Genomic DNA, 16,534 nt, shown 5'->3' on the forward strand with positions numbered 1-16,534 from the left:
CGCGAGGTCGACGTCGTGTGGGTCGGGAACGCTACCGCAGCGGCCTCGCGGCCGCCGGGTCGTGGGCGCACCCGCCGAGGATCATCACTGCACGGAGTCGGCGTAACACCTGGCGTGGTCACGCCGAACGACCGACAGTGCGGCGCCTCGGTTCGAGCCGTTGACACCATCGGCCCCGGGAGGACGACTGTGGGTTACCGGCTCGGCGTGGACCTCGGGATGACCTACACGGCCGCCGCCGTCGAGGTCGACGGCCGCGCCGAGGTGCTCGGGCTGGGCATCCGGGCGATGCAGGTGCCGTCGGTGGTGTTCGTCCGCGAGGACGGCGGGGTCGTCGTCGGGGAGGCGGCCGAGCAGCTGGGCGCCACCGACCCGGCCCGCGTGGTGCGGGAGTTCAAGCGCCGGATCGGCGACCCGGTGCCGATCCTGGTGGGCGGCTCCCCGTTCTCGGCGCAGGCGCTGACCGCGCGGCTGCTGCGACGGGTGGTCGACGTCGCCACCGAGCGCCGGGGCGGCCCGCCCGAGCGCGTCACCGTGACCCACCCGGCCAACTGGGGGCCGTTCAAGCGCGACCTGCTCGGCCAGGCGGTCGAGCTGGCCGGTCTGCGCGGCGTGCCCACGAGCACGTGCACCGAGCCCGAGGCCGCGGCGATCGCCTACGCCTCGCGCGCCCGGGTGGCGCTCGGCGAGCGGGTGGCGGTGTACGACCTGGGCGGCGGCACGTTCGACGCCGCGGTGCTGGTGCGGGGCGAGACCGGCTTCCGGCTGGCCGGGCCGCCCGAGGGCGTGGAGCACCTGGGCGGCGTCGACTTCGACGAGGCCGTCTTCCGGCACGTGCTCGCCGCGGCGGGCGCCGACGCCGACCTCGACGACTCCGACCCGGCGGTGCTGGCCGCGCTGACCCGGCTGCGGCGCGACTGCGTCGAGGCCAAGGAGGTGCTGTCGTCCCACGTCGACACGGCGGTGCGGGTGGCGCTGCCGGGGATCGACCGCTCGGTGCGGCTGACCCGCGGCGAGCTGGACGACATGCTCCGCCCCGCCGTGGACGAGACGGTGGCGGCGATGCACCGGGCCCTGGAGTCCGCGGGCACCGCGCCCGAGGGCCTGTCCGCGATCGTCATGGTGGGCGGCTCGTCGCGGATCCCGCTGGTGAGCCAGGTCGTGTCCACGGCGTTCCGCAGGCCGCTGGCCATGGACAACCACCCCAAGCACGACGTCGCGCTGGGCGCCGCGTTGCACGGCGCGCCCGTCCGCCGGGCCGCGGCCCCCGTCCCGGACGCCTCCGCGGTCACCGCCGCGGTGGCGGTGGACCCGACCACCGTCGTGCGACGCGCGGCCGCGGGCCCGCCCGCGCCCGCCCCGCACCAGCCGCACCGCCCGGACCGGCCGCACGTGCGGCCGGCCGCCCCCCCCGGACCCCCCCCGCGGCGCCGGGCGCCGCCGCGGGCCCGCCCGCGCCCGCCCCGCACCAGCCGCACCGCCCGGACCGGCCGCACGTGCGGCCGGCCGCCGACCCGGGAACGCCCCCGCGGCGCCGGACGCCGCTGCTGGTCGCCTCCCTCCTGGTCGCCGTGGCGATGGCCTCGGCGATCGCGGTGATCGCGGACCCGCCGTGGGCGGAGGTCGTGCACCGGGAGCCGGCCGGCTCGGCGGGCGCGTTCCCCCCGTTCGTCCCGTCGAACGGCGACTCCGAGGTGGTGCCGGCGCCCGTCGTGACGAACCTCGCCGCCGTCACCGGCGACACCCCCGGGCTGTACGGCGGCACCCGGACCAACGCCTGCGACGCGCAGGCGATCCGGACCCACCTCGAGGCCGACCCGGCGAAGGCGGGCGCGTGGGCGAGCGCGCTGGGCCTGGCCCCCGCCGCGATCGGCCCGCTGCTGGCGTCGCTCACGCCGGTGACGCTGCGCACCGACACCGCCGTGACCAACCACGGCTTCGAGGACGGGCGCCCGACGCCGTTCCAGTCGGTGCTCCAGGCGGGCACGGCCGTCCTGGTCGACCCGCTCGGCCTGCCCCGCGTGCGCTGCTACTGCGGCAACCCGCTCGCCGAGCCCGACCGGCGGTCCGCCGTGCGCTACACCGACCCGGCGTGGAACGGCTTCGCCGAGGACGCGGTCACCGTCATCACCCGGGCCCCGGCGCAGGTCCGCGACTTCGTCGTCGTCGCGCCGGGCACGAACGAGGTCGTGACCCGGCCGCGGGGGACCAGCGGCGAGCAGGACCGCCCGGCCGACCCGGGCCTGGCGGCGAAGGTGGGGGAGTCGATCGCGACCGACTCCGGCGCCGGAGGGGCGGCGCCCGGCGCCGTCGCCGACCCGGCGGTGCCGGCCGCCCCGGACCCGAACACCGTGGACGCCGCGGACCCCGCGATCCCGCCGACCGTGACCACGGAGCCCGCCGTACCGGGACCGAGCGCGGAGCCGGACGTCGTCATCGCCACCGACCCCGGCGTCACCACGGCGACCGACGGCGCGCCGCCCGGTGCCGTGGACGAGCCGGTCGCCGACCCGGACCCGGGCGCCCGGTCCCAGGTCGAGCCGGACCCGCCCACCGCCGTCGAACCCGATCCGGTCACCACCGACCCGGACGCCGCCACCGACACCGGCGAGGCCGTGGTGCAGGTCGACGGCTGACCGGCGCCGGCTCGGGCGCTACCGCTTGCGGCCGATCCCGCCCACCTCGGCGACGTCGAGCTTGCGGCCGAAGACCGTCTCCGCCGGGCGCCACTGCGTGATGTCCACGACGCCGGGCTCCAGCACCTCCAGGCCCTCGTAGAAGCCGGCGATCTGCTCGTAGCTGCGCGCGTTGTAGGGGACGCCGCCGCTGTCGGCGTACTGCTCGACCGCCGCCAGGTACTCCTCGCTGCTGTCGGTGCCGTCGCTCTCGACCAGGAAGCTGCCCGACGGGAGGCGGGCGAGCAGGCGGGACAGGATGGAGCGGGCCTCGTCGTAGTCCTGGACGTGGCCGAGCACGCCGATGAGCAGCAGCGCGATGGGCCGGTCGAAGTCGAGGGTCTTGGCCGCCTCGTCCAGCACCTTGTCGGGGTCGTGCAGGTCGGCGTCGATGTAGTTGGTGACGCCCTCGGGGGAGCTGGTCAGCAGGGCGCGGGCGTGGGCCAGCACGAGCGGGTCGTTGTCGACGTAGACGATCTTCGACTCGGGGGCGGCGGCCTGCGCGACCTCGTGGGTGTTGTTGGCCGTCGGCAGGCCGGTGCCGATGTCGAGGAACTGCCGCACGCCCTCCTCCAGGGCCAGGTGGCGCACGGCGCGGTAGAGGAACTGCCGGCAGGCGCGGGCCTTGTCGCGCTGCTCGGGGTAGACGGCGAGGAACTCGTCGCCCGCGTCGCGGTCGGCCTGGAAGTTGTCCTTCCCGCCGAGCCAGTAGTTCCAGATGCGGGCCGAGTGCGGGACCCTGACGTCGATGTCGCGCAGCGCCTGGCCGCCGTTGCTTCCCTGTGCCATCGGTGGTCCCACCTGTCGTGCCGAACGCTGTCGTCCGCACCTTAGTACGACCTCGGGCCGGAGGTCCGGCGCTGATCGAACCGTCACCGGTCACGGGGTGCAGTCGACGGCTCGCCGAACGCGCGCGACACGCCGCTGCGGTCCCGGGGGCACGGCGCTCACCGACCGGGTGGCGCCCGATAGGGTGCCGCCTGCGCTGCGTACCGTGAGGATCACGCAACCCGATCCCGACCACGCCACCAGAATGCCCGGAGGACCGTCATGGGTGCTGAACCGAAGGCCCCACCGCTGGAGGACCGCACCGACGCCAGTGCTCGCGGCGGCATAGAGCGCCACGGCGTCGACCGCATCCCCGACGCGGAGCGCACGTCCACCCCCGGCATCTTCGCGATGATCTTCGTGGGCTCCTCGGTGGGGCTGGGTGCGGTGGCGTTCGGCTGGATCGGGATGGGCTTCGGGCTCGGGGTGTGGGACACCATCGCGGCCATCGCCGTGGGAACCCTGGTCGGGCAGGTCCTGCTGGTGCCCCTGATCCTGCTGGGCTCGCGCACCGCCACCAACGACGCCACCGCGTCCGGGGCCACCTTCGGCGTCCGCGGCCGGTTGATCGGCAGCACGATCGGCCTGCTGAGCTGCCTGTTCTCGGTCGCGCTCACGACGTGGACGAGCGGCTCGGCCGGGGTCGCGGTGGCCGGTCGGCTGCTCGGCACGCCGGACACCGCGGCCACCCAGGCGGTGGGCTACGCGGTGGTCCTGGCGGTGTCGGCGGCCATCGCGATCTGGGGCTTCCGCTGGCTGGTGCGCGCCAACGTCGTCCTGGTGACACTCGGCGGGCTGTTGCTGCTGCTGATGCTGGTCGCCTTCGGCGGCGCCATCGACTGGGGCTACGCCGGCGGCGAGCCCGTGCTCGGGTCGTACTGGCCGACGTGGTTCCTGGTCGCCACCACCATCGGGGTGTCCGGCGCGCTCGTGGTCTGCACGATCGTCGGCGACTGGACCCGCTACATCCGCTCCGACCGGCACTCGACCAGTTCGCTGGCCTGGATCGGCTCGATCGGCGTGTTCATCGGCTTCGTGGTCCCCGCCGCGATCGGCGCGCTGGTGTCGACCTCCTCGCCCGGCTTCGCCGACCCGGCGGTCCCCTTCGCCGCCACGCTGGCGAACGAGGCGCCGTCCTGGTACGCCGTGCTGCTGCTGCCGCTGGGCGTGCTCGGCGGTGTCGGCCTGGTCGCCTCCTCGCTCTACAGCGCGGGCCTCGACCTCGACGCGCTGGTCGTGCGGCTGAGCCGGCTGCAGGCCACCGCGGTCATCGCGGTCGTCGCGGTCGTGCTGATCTACCTGGCGGTCGCCTCGCCGAACATCATCGAGGTCGCCTCCGCGGCGCTGCTGGTGATGGCCGAGTTCGCGGCGCCGTGGGCGGTCGTCGTCGGGATCAACTTCCTGCGCACCGGCGGTCACTACGACCCCGACGACCTGCAGGTGTTCAACCGCCGCGAGACCGGCGGGCGCTACTGGTTCAGCGGCGGCTGGAACTGGGCGGCCACCCTGGCCTGGGCGGTCGGCTCGGTCGCCGGCCTGCTGACGATCCAGACGCTGTCGTTCACCGGCCCGCTCTCGGACATCGCCGGCGGCGTGGACATCAGCCTGCTGCTCGGCGCCGTCGTCGCGGCCGCCATCTACCTGCCGTTCTCGGGCAACCGGGAGATCGCACGGGCCTGACCGGCCGCGCCGAGCGGGCATGACCCCGGAGGTCATCGACGGCATGACCCGGTCGCGGGACGGTGAGCGCACCGAACCGCGAGCGGAGGAGCCTGCGATGCCCTACTTCGACACCCCCGACGGCAACCGGCAGTTCTTCAAGGACCTCGGCGAGGGGCCGCCGGTCGTGCTGGTGCACGCCTGGTCGCTCAGCTCGGCGATGTGGGAGTACCAGCTGCCGGTGCTGCTCGGGGCGGGATACCGCTGCATCGCCATGGACCGGCGCGGCCACGGCCGCTCCGACCAGCCGGCCACCGGCTACGACCTGGACACCCTGGCCGACGACCTGGCCGCGCTGATCGACCGGCTGGACCTGCACGACGTCCGGCTGGTGGCGCACAGCATGGGCACCTGCGAGATCACCCGCTACCTGGCCCGCCACGGCTGCGGGCGCGTCTCCCGGGCGGTCTACCTGGGCGCCATGACCCCGTACCTGAACGGGGCGGTGGGGCCGCAGCCCGTCGAGGCGACCCTCGCGGCGCTGCACGCCGACCGGCCCGGGTGGTTCCGCGACGCCGCCCCCGCCTACTTCGCCGCGCCCGCGTCCGGGGTCTCGCATGCGCTCGTCGACGACGGCGTCACCACCATCCTGGCCACGCCGCTGGAGGTCCAGACGGCCTGCCTGCGGGCCACGTTCGGCACCGACCTGACCACCGACCTGGCCGCCGTCGAGGTGCCGGCGCTGGTCGTGCACGGCGACGCCGACGCGTCCGCGCCCATCGACCTGACCGGGCGCCCGACGGCCGAGCTGCTGCCCGACGCCCGGTTCGAGCTCTACCCGGGCGCGCCGCACGGGCTCTACGTGACCGAGCGCGAGCGGCTCGCGCGCGACCTGCTCGGCTTCCTTGGCGGCTGAGCCCGGTTCAGCCGAGGCGGACGAGCCCCGCGGCGCCGTCGACGGTGATCCGCTGGCCGGTGCGGATGGCGGCGGTGGCGTCGGGGACCCCGACGACCGCCGGGATGCCGTACTCGCGGGCCACGACCGCGCCGTGCGAGTTCGACCCGCCCATCTCCATGACCAGCCCGCCAGCGGTGAGGAACAGCGGGGTCCAGCCGGGGTCGGTGGAGGGCGCGACCAGGATCTCGCCGGGTTCGAGGTGGGTGTCGGCGGGGTCGAGCACGACGCGGGCGGGGCCGGTGACCTCGCCCGCCGAGGCCGCGGTGCCGACCAGCGCGCCCTCGACGGCGGTCGGGGTGAGCAGCGCCTCGGGCTCGGTGCCGTCGGAGAGCAGGATGCGCGGGACGTGCCGGCGGCGCAGCTCCCGGTCGTACTCGGCGCGGCGCTCCGCGACGACCGACCGGTGGTCGGCGCCGTCGACGGCGCCGCGGACCTCGGCGAGGTCGAGGAACCAGACGTCGTCGGCGGCGTCCAGCAGGCCCCGCCCGGCCAGCTCGTCGCCGACCGCACCCAGTTCGACGCGGGCGGCGGCGAGGAGGCGGACCAGGTAGTCCTTGTGCGTCTCGCGCAGCCCGGCGAGCTCGCGCATCCGCCGCAGCGCCCAGCCGACCAGCCGGGCCCGCACCGGCGAGCGGCGCCGCACGCGGGCGACGACGTCGTCGAGCGTGGCCAGGGCGGCCGCCGTGCCGCGGGCGAACACCGCATCCGGCGCGGCGGCGGGGTCCTGCAGGCGCAGGTAGTTGGCCAGCACCCCGAGCACGTACGCCGGGTCGTCGCGCCAGCGCGGCATGCCCGCGTCGATCTCGGCGACGGCGCGGTGGCCGTGCTCGCGCAGGAAGCCGTCGAGCTCGCGGCGCAGCACGGGGGGCAGCGGGCCGGTGCCGGCGCTCAACCGGGCCGCTGACGCCTCGTCGGCGCGCAGCCGCTCGGCGATCCGCCACAGCTCGAGGTCCATCTCGGTGGTCACGTTGTGCGGCAGGGAGCGCAGCAGCTCGTGGGTGGTGTGGGCGTCGATGTCGGGGCCGGCCAGGCGCCGGGCCGCGCCGAGCATCACGAACCCGGCCCCGGCCGCGGGCACCACCGACGGCAGCACGGGGAAGACCCGGCGCAGCAGCTCGAGCGCCCGCTCGTGGCGGGCGGCGGCAGTGTCGGCCGCGGGCAGGCCGTCGGTCAGCCGGGCGCCGATCCGGTCGATGCGCCGCCGCGCGGCCGCCGGGCTCACCAGGGCCCGCGCGATCTGCACCGGCACGGCGAACCGCACCAGCGCCCGGGCCACCCGGCGGGCGAACGGCAGCGGCGAGCGCGAGCCCGCCGCGTACTCCGGGCGTTCCAGCAGCGCGCGCACCACGACCGCCGACCGGGCCTCCATCACGCCGAGGACCAGCGGGAGCAGCCGCCTGCCGACCGGGTTGCGCAGGGCGGCGGTCATGTCGACGAAGACGCGGCCGCCGGCCACGGTCATCGCCACCGGGCCGGTGGGCTCCTCGGCGGGGAAGCCGAAGGCGAGGCGCGAGCCGACCGCCCCGATGACGCGGAACGCGGAGATCCCCAGCGGCGTGATCGGCCGGGTCAGGCCCTGGGCCAGGCTGAGGTTGAGGTAGGCCCGCAGGCCGGGGCCGGTCGGCGGGGGGACCGGGTGCAGCGTGGTGATGGGGCGCGACTGGGTCAGCCAGGCGCGGCCCCCGCCGTCGTAGGCCCACTCGATGTCCTGCGGGGACCCGTAGTAGGCCTCCACGCGCCGCCCGAGGGCGACCAGCTCGCGAACCTGCGCGTCGGTGAGGGTGCGCTCGTGCGCTGCGCCCGCCCGCTCGACGCGCTCGGTGCCGCCGCCGGGCAGCGCCCGGATCTCGACGGCCTTGTCGCCGGGTCGGTAGTCGACCGCGGCGGTGTCGGCGGGGCCGTCGACGACGACGTGGTCGGGGTTGACCGCCCCGGAGACGACCGCCTCGCCCAGCCCCGGGCTCGCGTCCAGGACGGTCCGCGTGCGCCCGCCGCTGACGGGGTCGGCGGTGAACAGCACGCCGGCGCTGCGCGCGTCGACCATCCGCTGCACGACCACGGCCAGCGCGACCGTGCGCTGGTCGATGCCCGCGGTGTCGCGGTAGGCCACGGCGCGGTCGGTCCACAGCGAGGCCCAGCAGCGGCGCACGGCGTCGAGCACCGCGCCGGTGCCCACGACGTTGAGGTAGGTGTCCTGCTGACCGGCGAAGCTGGCCGTGGGCAGGTCCTCCGCGGTGGCCGAGGAGCGCACCGCGACCGGGACGTCGTCGCCCAGCCCCGCGTAGGCCGCGCTGACGGCCTCGGCGACGGCCGGTGGCACCGGTGCCCGCAGCAGGGCGTCCCGGGCGTGCCGGGCGAGCTCGGCGTCGCGCTCGCGGGCGACCACCGCGTCGAGGCCCGCGGCGCACGCGGCCTCCCGGTAGGCGTCGGTGACGACGCAGAAGCCGGTCGGCACGGCGAATCCGGCGGACAACAGCTCGGCGAGGTTGGCCGCCTTGCCGCCCACGAGCTCCGGGCTGCGGGCGGCGGGGCTGTCGAGACCGACGACTGTCATGCCGGTGAGCTTAACTCAACGCGCGATGAAATACGAGGTGAACACCGGACGTCGCCGCGTCGCCTGCCACGCGGCGATCGATGCGCATGCGGGTGGCGTCCCGACGATCACCACCGTTGCCGGGCAGCCGTCCGAGTGAACAACGGGCACGACGTGGCCACGGAGAGTGCTGTTACGGGGAGTGAGGGAACGGCGGGTCGACGATCATGCCGATGCCCGGCCGATGATCGGGACGACCATTGCCGGCAGCTCCCGGGTGGCTCTCGGAGGGGGCGTCGGAGTAGGGCGAGCGGGGCGACGGGGTGGGCAGTCGTACCAATGGCGGCGTCCGCCCGCCCGCCGCCTTATGGATCATCGAATCGGCCGGGGATCCGCACCGGCGTACGCCCGAACGCAAGCGGGCGCTGAACTGGCGGGAATTCGCCAGGGCCGGGGCTCGCGTCGCGGGCGAATGATGGAGCGACGTCGACGGTGTGCCGATTCCGGCGGGCGGCTGCGGCGCCGAGGTGCGTCGCGCCCGTGGCGGGATCGGGGGAACCGGCCGAACCGCCCGCCCGGTCGGTGCTCCGGAGCCGGGACGAGGAAGCTCGCCCGGATCGTCACGTTTCGTCCGGTCGGCCGGGGTGATCCAGGCATAAGTCCAGGTCAGGTACCTGTCGAAGCGGACCCGACCGGGCTCGGGCCGGTCGGGCCCGGGTCGACGGCGACGGCGGTGGGGCCGCGGCCCGACGGACGGGCGGTGGGTGGGCGGAGCTGAGATCCACATCGGACCCCGCGGTGCGGATCCGCGCGGCGGGCAATGTGGATGGACATCGATTCCCGGTGCGCCGGGGAGTGAACGGATGTGTCGAACGACTTCCGTTCTTATGGCGATCTTGTTACGGCTCCGCGGTGGCTTTGCTTGAGGGTCCGTGCGGCAAGCGGTCGACGAGTGGCGACCGGCGTGGCGCATTAAGTGCACCGGATCGGTCACTACGCCACACAGAGTAACGAGCCGAGTGGAGAGAGTAGTCGCCGTCACGCTGTCAACGGCGTGCGCTGCGGGAATGCGACAACCGCTCCGGATGCGCGGTCCGCTCGGCCCTCGATGCCGACACATCGGCGCTCGGTGGCCTCGATCGGGTGGCAGGTGTGAGGCACATCGCTACTTTGAGTTGAGTGTTGCGCTAGTGTTCCCCGATCAATCGGCCGGCCGGATGACCCCGTCATGGACGTCCGAACTCGGCCCTGAGTACCCGAACGGATCGCCCCCTCGATGCAGCCCACGAGCTCCGGTCAGCTCGACCCCGCCGAGAACGACACCTGGAACAGGGTGCCGTCCCCTCGCCGCGGCCCCGACGCGACCGGTGCGGAACCGGGCGGCAACGAGCCGGCCGCCGACGGTGGAGGGTGGGTGCGTCGCTTGCACGTCGAGGAGTCCGCGGCCCGGAACGACGAGGGCGCCGCGCTGTTCGCGGCCGGGCGGTACCGGGAGGCGGTGCCGCAGTTCGAGCAGGCGCTCGCCGGCTGTCGCGCCGTGCTCGGCCCCGAGCACGCCGCGACGCTGATCGTCGCCGGCAACCTGGGCGTCGCGCAGGTCGCGGCGGGGCAGCGCAGGCGCGGCCTGAAGCAGGTCGTCGACAACCTGGCCGACCGGGTGCGCGTCCTGGGCGACGACCACCCCGACACCATGACCGCGCGCGACGCGCTCGCGGCGGTGCACCGCACCCAGGGCAACGCCGACGACGCCGTCGCGATGTCCGGCAAGGTCGCGCTGCAGCGGGCCCGCCGGCTCGGCCCCACCCACCCCGACACGCTCACCTCGCGGATGGGGCTGGCGCTGGCCCACGCGGCTGCGGGCGACGTCTCCTCGGCGCACCGGCTGCTCGTCGCCGCCCTGACCGACGCCGAGGAGACCTACGGGGCCCGGCACACCTACACGGCCATGCTCCTGGAGTGCGGTCACGCCTGGGGACTCATCGGAACCAGCGCCTGATGGCCCGGCTCCGCGTCCTCCCCCCGCCGCCCGTCGCCCACCGGTCCCCGGTCCGCGACGGGGTCTCCACCCGCCCTCCGACGGGAGTGCGTGGAACTCGACCTGCGCCGGCCTTCACCCACGGGGCCGGCGCATGAACAGATCGAGGTGATCCGATGTCGGCTCCCTACGACAGTCGTGCCGGCGGCCAGCCGTCGGACGACCGCGGTGGGTACCCGCCCACTCCGCCGTCCGGCGGCTACGCGGCCCCCGACCGCTACGGCCGATCCGGCGGGTACTCGGACGCGCCGGTCGGGTACGCCGACGGCCCCGCCGGTCACCAGGGCGGTTACCAAGGCAGCTACCAGGGCGGGTTCCAGGGCGGCCAGCAGGGCTACCCGGGCCCGCCCGCGCAGCAGGGCGGCCTCGGCGCCGACTTCGGCGGCTTCGGCCGCCCCGAGGCACCGGCCCAACCCGCGGGCGGGGCGTACAGCGACGAGGCGCTGCTGAACCGGCTGGGTTACGCCCAGGTGCTGTACCGGGAGATGGGCGGGTTCAGCAACTTCGCCATCTCCTTCACCATCATCTCGATCCTGGCCGGCTGCCTGACCTCGTACTACATCGCGTTCAACAACGGCGGCCCGGTCGCGGTGACCTGGGGCTGGCTGCTGGTCGGCGCGTTCTCCGTGCTGATCGCGATGGCGATGGGCGAGATCGCCTCGGCGATGCCCACCGCGGGAGCGCTGTACTTCTGGGCGTCCAAGCTGGGCGGCCCGGCCTGGGGCTGGTTCACCGGCTGGTTCAACCTGGTCGGGCAGATCGCGGTGACCGCGGCCATCGACTACGGCGCGGCGATCTTCACCACCGCGCTGCTGAACCTGTGGTTCCCGGGCCTCGGCACGGAGACCTTGACGATCTTCATCGTCTACACCGCCATCATCGCCCTGCACCTGGGTCTGAACCTGCTGAGCGTGGGCGTGCTCGCCCGGCTGACCGCGGTCTCGGCCTGGTGGCACATGGTGGGCGTGGGGCTGATCGTGGTGGTGCTGGCCGTGGTGCCGCGCCACCAGTCGGCGGCCTTCGTCTTCACCGAGACGATCAACAACTCCGGGTTCTCCGACACCGCCTTCTGGTTCGTGTTCGGCATCGGCCTGCTGATGGCCCAGTACACCATCACCGGATACGACGCGTCGGCGCACATGAGCGAGGAGACCCGGCAGGCCTCCCGGGCGGCGGCCTGGGGCATGGTCATGGCGGTCGTCGTCTCGGTCGTCTTCGGGTTCGTCCTGCTGGTCGCGGTGACCTTCGCGATCCCGGACGTACAGGGCACGCTCGACGCCGGCGCCGACGCCGTGGTCTACATCTGGACCGAGGCCCTGGGCGAGGGCTGGGCGGAGTTCATGCTGATCATCGCCGTGGTCGCGCAGCTGTTCTGCGGGACGGCGTCGGTCACCTCGGCCTCGCGGATGATGTTCGCGTTCTCCCGCGACGGCGCGGTGCCCGGCCACCGGCTCTGGCGGCAGGTGGCGCGCAACCGAGCCCCGGTCAACGCGGTGATCGCGATCTGCGTGCTGGCCTGGGCGCTGATGATCCCCACCCTGGTCAACGGCGCGGTCGGCTACCTGGTCGGCACCTCGATCGCGGTGATCGGGCTGAACATCGCGTTCGCGATGCCGATCATCCTGCGGATCAAGGCGGGCGACCGGTTCGAGCGCGGCGCGTGGAGCCTGGGCAACCACTACAAGTGGATCTCGCCGATCGCGGTGGGCTGGATCGCGCTGGTCTGCGTGCTGTTCCTGCTGCCGGTCTCGCCCAACGGCATCCCGGGCGCGGAGGAGTTCGACTGGGAGGTCGTCAACTACGCGCCGCTGACGGTGTTCGGGGCGTTCGTGCTGTTCGGGGGCTGGTACGTGCTCTCGGCCAAGCGCTGGTTCAAGGGCCCGGTCCGGGAGGCCACGAGCGAGCAGGGCCTGGCCGCGATCGAGGCGCAGCTGCGCGCGTAGCCCCCGCGACCGCGGTCGGGATGGTGCCGCCGCACCGTCCCGGCCGCGGTTCCCCCGCCCGGTAGCGTCGGGGCATGGCCACCGAGACCACGCCGTGGCAGCGGCGCCCTGGCTTCCTGCGGGTGCTCGCCGTCCTGTGCGCGCTCGCCGCTGTGGGGACGCTGGTCGTCGCCCTGCTCACCCGGGAGTGGTGGAACCTGGTGTTCACGGCGGGGTTCGCCTACGTCGCGGTGACGAGCCTGCGGGAGGCGGGCCGCAAGGACCCGGCCTGACGGCGCTACCGCGACGGGCGGTCGTCAGCCGGTGGCCTCGTCGCTGACCGGGGCCTCGGTCCGGTCGAGCAGCGCCCAGGCGACGGCCGCCGCCGCCTCGGCCTCCCCTGCGGCGATCAGCACCGCGAGCTGGCGGTGCGCGGTGATGTCGACCAGCTCGTCGACCCGGCCCTGCACCGGCTGGTCGCGCGGCGCCAGCCGGCCGGAGATCAGCGAGTTGTAGGCCAGCTGGTAGGCGATGTTCTGGGTCGCGACCATCACCGCGCGCCAGAACACCAGGTTGCGCCGGTCGAGCTCGACCAGGTCGGGGCCCGCGCCCGCGAGGTCGTCGGCGGCCGCGGTGATCGCCGCGACATCGTGCGGGGTGGCCCGCTGGGCGCAGCGCCGGGCGGCGTCGGACCCGATGGCCTGGCGGGCCTCGATGATGTCGCGCTCCAGGTGGCCCACCGCGCCGACCTCGGCCAGGTCGAGCAGGACGCCGAGGTCGCCCTCCGTGCGCCAGTCGCGCACGGTCGTCGAGGCGCCCTGCTGCACCCGGATCAGGCTGGAGTGCTCCAGGCGGGACAGCGCCTCCCGGACGACGGGGCGGCTCACCCCGAACCGCTCCACGAGCGTGCGCTCGGAGGGCATCCGGGAGCCGGGCGGGAGATCGCCCTCGAGGATGGCCGCGCGCAGCTGCTGGAAGACCGCCTCCACCAGGCCGGCGCGGTGCACGCGGTCGAGGGTCACGGGGGCACCGTGGCAGAGCCGGACCAACTGGTCAATTGGTCCGACCAGTTGAGCCGCGTTCTGGCCGATCGCGACACGACTTCGCAACCAGTTGCCGAGAAACGTCAGTGATGGCGGTCTGGACGCCCGTCGGCGAGTGCGCTGTCGAACAGGTCGGCGACCTGGTCGAGCGCGTCCACCACCGGCCCTCCGTCCTGCTCGACGCGGGCGCGCACGAGCGCGCCTTCCAACGCCGACAGCGCCAGGCCCGCGAGCCGCTCGGCCCGTCCGGGTGGCACGCCGCCGGCGACGAGCCCGTCCCGCAGGATGCGCGACCAGGCGGCGAACGCGGCTCGGCCGACCTCGGTCACGCCCGCCTCCTGGGGAGCGAGCTCCAGCAGGACGGTGGTGATCGGTGAGCCGTCGCGGAACCGCGAGTCCTCCAGCCAGCCCACCACCATCCGCGCGTAGCGGCGCAGGACGTCGGCGGGCGAGGCTTCGGTCTGCGCGAGCTCGGTGAGCGTCGCGGTGACCCGCTGCCCGGCGTACTCGACGACCTCGACCCCGATCTGCACCTTGCCCTGGGGGAAGTAGTGGTAGAGCGAACCGCGGGGGGCCCGGCTGGCGGCCAGGATCTCGTTCAGGCCGGTGGCGCCGTAGCCCTGGCGCCGGAACAGCTGGGCGGCCGCCCGGACGAGCGCTGCGCGGTGGCGCGGCGGGGTGGGCATGGGCGGACCTCCGGGGATGGGCTCCGGAGCCTATTCTATGTAGACTGGTCTACATGAACGACGCCGTCCTCGACCACCTGCGAGAGCTCAACGCCACCGCGGCGTTCAACCGGTGGGCCGGGTTCGAGGTCGTCGCGGCGCGGCCGGGCGAGGTCTCGCTGCGGCTGCCGTGGCGCGCCGACCTGGGGCAGTACGCCGGCACCCTGCACGCCGGCCTGATGTCCGCGCTGGTCGACACGGCCTGCGGCTACGCGGCGCACACCGCCGTCGGGAAGCGGGTCGTGGCCTCGCACTGCGCGGTCGACTACGTGGCCCCGGGCGCCGGGCCGGCGTTCGTCGCCGCGGCCCGCGTCGTGAAAGCCGGCCGCCGGCAGATCTTCACCCGGGCCGAGGTGCACGGCGAGCGCGACGGCGGGCAGGTGCTCATCGCCACCGGCGGCACCATCCTCATCCCGCTGGACTGAGGCCCCGGCCGCGCGAACGCGGCCGGGGCCCGGGACAGCGGTGGATCAGGAGCGGGGCTTGCCGGAGGGCGGCAGCGTGCCGTGCATCGCGGCCTCGGTCCGCTCGGCGACGGCGGGGTCGGTGACCTTGACCGAGCGGGCGTCGGTGGCCGGGTCGCCGCTGGTCTCGGCGACGACCACACCGGGCTCGGCGGTGGTCGGGGCGTCGATGCCGCCGGGGCGGCGGCGCGGGCGGACGAACAGGAAGAGCCGCCGACGCCCGCGGGCGCCCCCCTCGGTCGCGATCCGGCCGGTGTCCCCGGTGGTGGACGTGCCGCCGCCGGTCGCGCTGGCGCTGTCCGACGAGCCGGAGTCGGCGGAGCGGCCCAGCCGCTGCCTGGCCGTCTGCGCCGCCTGCCCGGCGACGGCCTTGCCCTTCTCGGCCAGCCGGGCGGCCTCCGGGCGGGCGGCCAGCTGCCGGGCCTGCTCCGGCAGCTTCCGCGCCTGCTCCCTACCGGCCGGATGGCCCAACACGTATCCGATGCCGAGCGCGATCGCGTGGCTGGCGAGTCCCATCAGAATTCTCCTTCTCGAGTCCGTTCCCGGTATTCACGGACGAGCCGGGCCGGGCGTTCCTGCATGCCCTGCCCGGCTCGTCCGGTGGCTTCTCGGAATGGGGTTTACCGGCTCACGTGATCGGCAAACCGAATTCCTCGAGATCCTTGGTCAGCGACGGCGGGAGCGGGCGTCGTCGTCGACCTCGATCTCCTCGCGGCGCACCTCGTCACCCACGGTCTCGGTCTCGCGGACCGTCTCGGTGCCCAGTCGCACCCGCTCGACCGGCACGGCCTCCTTGTCGACCACGGGGCGCTCCTCGCGGAGGGTGACCTCGTGCTCCTCCTCGGAGATCGCCGGGCCGTCGACGGCGTCACCGCGGTTGGCGTCGGTGATCGGCTCGCGCTCGACGCGGACCTCCTCGCGCGACACCGGCACCTGGACCTGCTGGTGCTCGGTCACGACGTGCTTGCGCAGCCGGGCCCGGCCCGCCTCGCGGGTCTCGGTGCCGACGTTGAGCCGCTCCTCGGAGCGGGTCATGGCGTCGTCGGTGTTGGGGCCGCTGGTGTCGTGGCCGCGACCCTCGAGGCCGCGGTCGGTGGCGCTCCGGTCCTGGTAGTCGCTCCGCTCGGTGTCCCGCAGCTCGTGGCGCCCACCCGCGGTACCGGTGGTGCCGGCGGCGCTGTAGTCCGCGCCGGAGGTGGTGCGGTCCGTGCCGGAGGTGCCGTACTCGCCGCCGGAGGCGTAGTCCAGGCCGTAGTGGCGGTAGAGCCGCTCCTCCTCCTCGACCGACAGGTGGCCCTCGGCGTCGACGTTCGGGGCGTCCTTGACCGTGGCCTTGTCGTAGCGCACCACCACGTCGTCACCGCGGCTCTCGGCGCCGGCCAGCGGGACGAAGCTCTCGTTGAGCCCGAACAGACCGGTGTTGACGGTGATCCACTTGGGCTGGTCGGTCTGGTCGTCGAAGTAGACGTGCCCGACCTTGCCGATCTTGTCGCCGTCGCTGTCGTAGGCGGTGGCCCCCACCAGGCTGCGGATCTGGTCCTGCGTGAACATCGAGAATCCCACGTCCTTCCCAAGTGCGTTTGTGGCGGTCGTCAGTCGATTCCCGGGCAGTTCTTCCGCCGCTGCTGCTGCTGACCCGGACGTTCGTAGGGATACCCTCGTCCGGTCCACCCACTCATATCGAATGCAGAA

At 74.4% G+C, this 16,534-nt stretch carries 14 protein-coding genes; 8 read left to right on the plus strand and 6 right to left on the minus strand.

The window, feature by feature from the left end; translation table 11 throughout:
- Positions 1–207: 207 nt before the first annotated feature.
- Both KDL28_RS11965 and KDL28_RS11970 read left to right on the plus strand, forming a co-directional pair.
- The gene (locus KDL28_RS11965) at positions 208–1,599 is read left to right on the plus strand and encodes an Hsp70 family protein (RefSeq protein WP_252437801.1); all 1,392 of its coding nucleotides are present in this window, start codon (positions 208–210) and stop codon (positions 1,597–1,599) included.
- Positions 1,578–2,636 (plus strand): DUF6777 domain-containing protein, encoded by a 1,059-nt coding sequence (locus tag KDL28_RS11970; RefSeq protein WP_308215994.1) that lies wholly within the window; start codon positions 1,578–1,580, stop codon positions 2,634–2,636. The genes KDL28_RS11965 and KDL28_RS11970 overlap by 22 nt, the downstream gene beginning before the upstream one ends.
- 18 nt (positions 2,637–2,654) lie before the next feature.
- Here KDL28_RS11970 and KDL28_RS11975 read toward each other — a convergent pair whose 3' ends face one another.
- Positions 2,655–3,464: an SAM-dependent methyltransferase gene (locus tag KDL28_RS11975; protein WP_252437805.1), complete on the minus strand. Its 810-nt coding sequence runs from the start codon at positions 3,462–3,464 to the stop codon at positions 2,655–2,657.
- 261 nt (positions 3,465–3,725) lie between these two features.
- Between KDL28_RS11975 and KDL28_RS11980 the strand changes: the two genes are divergently transcribed.
- A complete protein-coding gene (locus KDL28_RS11980; protein WP_252437807.1) occupies positions 3,726–5,183 on the plus strand; it encodes a purine-cytosine permease family protein in 1,458 nt (485 codons plus the stop codon).
- 97 nt (positions 5,184–5,280) lie between these two features.
- A complete protein-coding gene (locus KDL28_RS11985; RefSeq protein WP_252437809.1) occupies positions 5,281–6,078 on the plus strand; it encodes an alpha/beta fold hydrolase in 798 nt (265 codons plus the stop codon).
- Between the two features lie 7 nt (positions 6,079–6,085).
- On the opposite strand, the gene KDL28_RS11990 is transcribed toward KDL28_RS11985, so the two are convergent.
- A complete protein-coding gene (locus KDL28_RS11990) occupies positions 6,086–8,674 on the minus strand; it encodes a PEP/pyruvate-binding domain-containing protein (RefSeq protein WP_252437811.1) in 2,589 nt (862 codons plus the stop codon).
- 1,393 nt (positions 8,675–10,067) lie between these two features.
- Between KDL28_RS11990 and KDL28_RS11995 the strand changes: the two genes are divergently transcribed.
- The 3 genes from KDL28_RS11995 to KDL28_RS12005 all read left to right on the plus strand — a co-directional run bounded on the left by KDL28_RS11995 (position 10,068) and on the right by KDL28_RS12005 (position 12,903).
- A complete protein-coding gene (locus tag KDL28_RS11995; protein WP_252437813.1) occupies positions 10,068–10,649 on the plus strand; it encodes a tetratricopeptide repeat protein in 582 nt (193 codons plus the stop codon).
- Between the two features lie 155 nt (positions 10,650–10,804).
- Positions 10,805–12,631 carry an amino acid permease gene (locus tag KDL28_RS12000; protein WP_252437815.1) on the plus strand — a complete coding sequence of 609 codons (1,827 nt, stop codon included), beginning with the start codon at positions 10,805–10,807 and terminating at the stop codon, positions 12,629–12,631.
- A gap of 74 nt (positions 12,632–12,705) precedes the next feature.
- Entirely contained in the window at positions 12,706–12,903 is a 198-nt protein-coding gene (locus tag KDL28_RS12005; RefSeq protein ID WP_252437817.1) for a hypothetical protein, read from the plus strand.
- A gap of 24 nt (positions 12,904–12,927) precedes the next feature.
- Here the strand turns inward: KDL28_RS12005 and KDL28_RS12010 are convergent, their stop codons facing one another.
- Complete coding sequence (locus KDL28_RS12010; protein WP_252437819.1) at positions 12,928–13,632, minus strand: FadR/GntR family transcriptional regulator; 705 nt, start codon at positions 13,630–13,632, stop codon at positions 12,928–12,930.
- A 104-nt stretch (positions 13,633–13,736) separates the two neighbouring features.
- On the minus strand, positions 13,737–14,339 hold the full coding sequence (locus KDL28_RS12015; protein ID WP_252437821.1) for a TetR/AcrR family transcriptional regulator: 603 nt from the start codon (positions 14,337–14,339) through the stop codon (positions 13,737–13,739).
- 53 nt (positions 14,340–14,392) lie between these two features.
- Here KDL28_RS12015 and KDL28_RS12020 point away from each other — a divergent pair, with 53 nt between their 5' ends.
- Positions 14,393–14,803, plus strand: a complete 411-nt coding sequence (locus KDL28_RS12020; RefSeq protein WP_252437823.1) for a PaaI family thioesterase — start codon at positions 14,393–14,395, stop codon at positions 14,801–14,803.
- A gap of 45 nt (positions 14,804–14,848) precedes the next feature.
- On the opposite strand, the gene KDL28_RS12025 is transcribed toward KDL28_RS12020, so the two are convergent.
- Positions 14,849–15,358: a hypothetical protein gene (locus tag KDL28_RS12025; protein ID WP_252437825.1), complete on the minus strand. Its 510-nt coding sequence runs from the start codon at positions 15,356–15,358 to the stop codon at positions 14,849–14,851.
- A gap of 150 nt (positions 15,359–15,508) precedes the next feature.
- Positions 15,509–16,393, minus strand: a complete 885-nt coding sequence (locus tag KDL28_RS12030) for a DUF2382 domain-containing protein (RefSeq protein WP_252437827.1) — start codon at positions 16,391–16,393, stop codon at positions 15,509–15,511.
- Between the last annotated feature and the right edge of the window lie 141 nt (positions 16,394–16,534).

The sequence above is a fragment of the Pseudonocardia humida genome, assembly GCF_023898865.1.
GTDB lineage: Bacteria > Actinomycetota > Actinomycetes > Mycobacteriales > Pseudonocardiaceae > Pseudonocardia > Pseudonocardia humida.

Excerpts from the sequence above, each read along its gene's own strand:
- KDL28_RS11980 (WP_252437807.1), top strand. The coding sequence starts at position 3,726 with ATGGGTGCTGAACCGAAGGCCCCACCGCTGGAGGACCGCACCGACGCC.
- KDL28_RS12005 (WP_252437817.1), top strand. The coding sequence starts at position 12,706 with ATGGCCACCGAGACCACGCCGTGGCAGCGGCGCCCTGGCTTCCTGCGG.
- KDL28_RS12030 (WP_252437827.1), bottom strand. The coding sequence starts at position 16,393 with ATGTTCACGCAGGACCAGATCCGCAGCCTGGTGGGGGCCACCGCCTAC.
- KDL28_RS11970 (WP_308215994.1), top strand. The coding sequence starts at position 1,578 with ATGGCCTCGGCGATCGCGGTGATCGCGGACCCGCCGTGGGCGGAGGTC.
- KDL28_RS12020 (WP_252437823.1), top strand. The coding sequence starts at position 14,393 with ATGAACGACGCCGTCCTCGACCACCTGCGAGAGCTCAACGCCACCGCG.
- KDL28_RS11990 (WP_252437811.1), bottom strand. The coding sequence starts at position 8,674 with ATGACAGTCGTCGGTCTCGACAGCCCCGCCGCCCGCAGCCCGGAGCTC.
- KDL28_RS12000 (WP_252437815.1), top strand. The coding sequence starts at position 10,805 with ATGTCGGCTCCCTACGACAGTCGTGCCGGCGGCCAGCCGTCGGACGAC.
- KDL28_RS12025 (WP_252437825.1), bottom strand. The coding sequence starts at position 15,358 with ATGGGACTCGCCAGCCACGCGATCGCGCTCGGCATCGGATACGTGTTG.
- KDL28_RS11975 (WP_252437805.1), bottom strand. The coding sequence starts at position 3,464 with ATGGCACAGGGAAGCAACGGCGGCCAGGCGCTGCGCGACATCGACGTC.
- KDL28_RS12015 (WP_252437821.1), bottom strand. The coding sequence starts at position 14,339 with ATGCCCACCCCGCCGCGCCACCGCGCAGCGCTCGTCCGGGCGGCCGCC.
- KDL28_RS11985 (WP_252437809.1), top strand. The coding sequence starts at position 5,281 with ATGCCCTACTTCGACACCCCCGACGGCAACCGGCAGTTCTTCAAGGAC.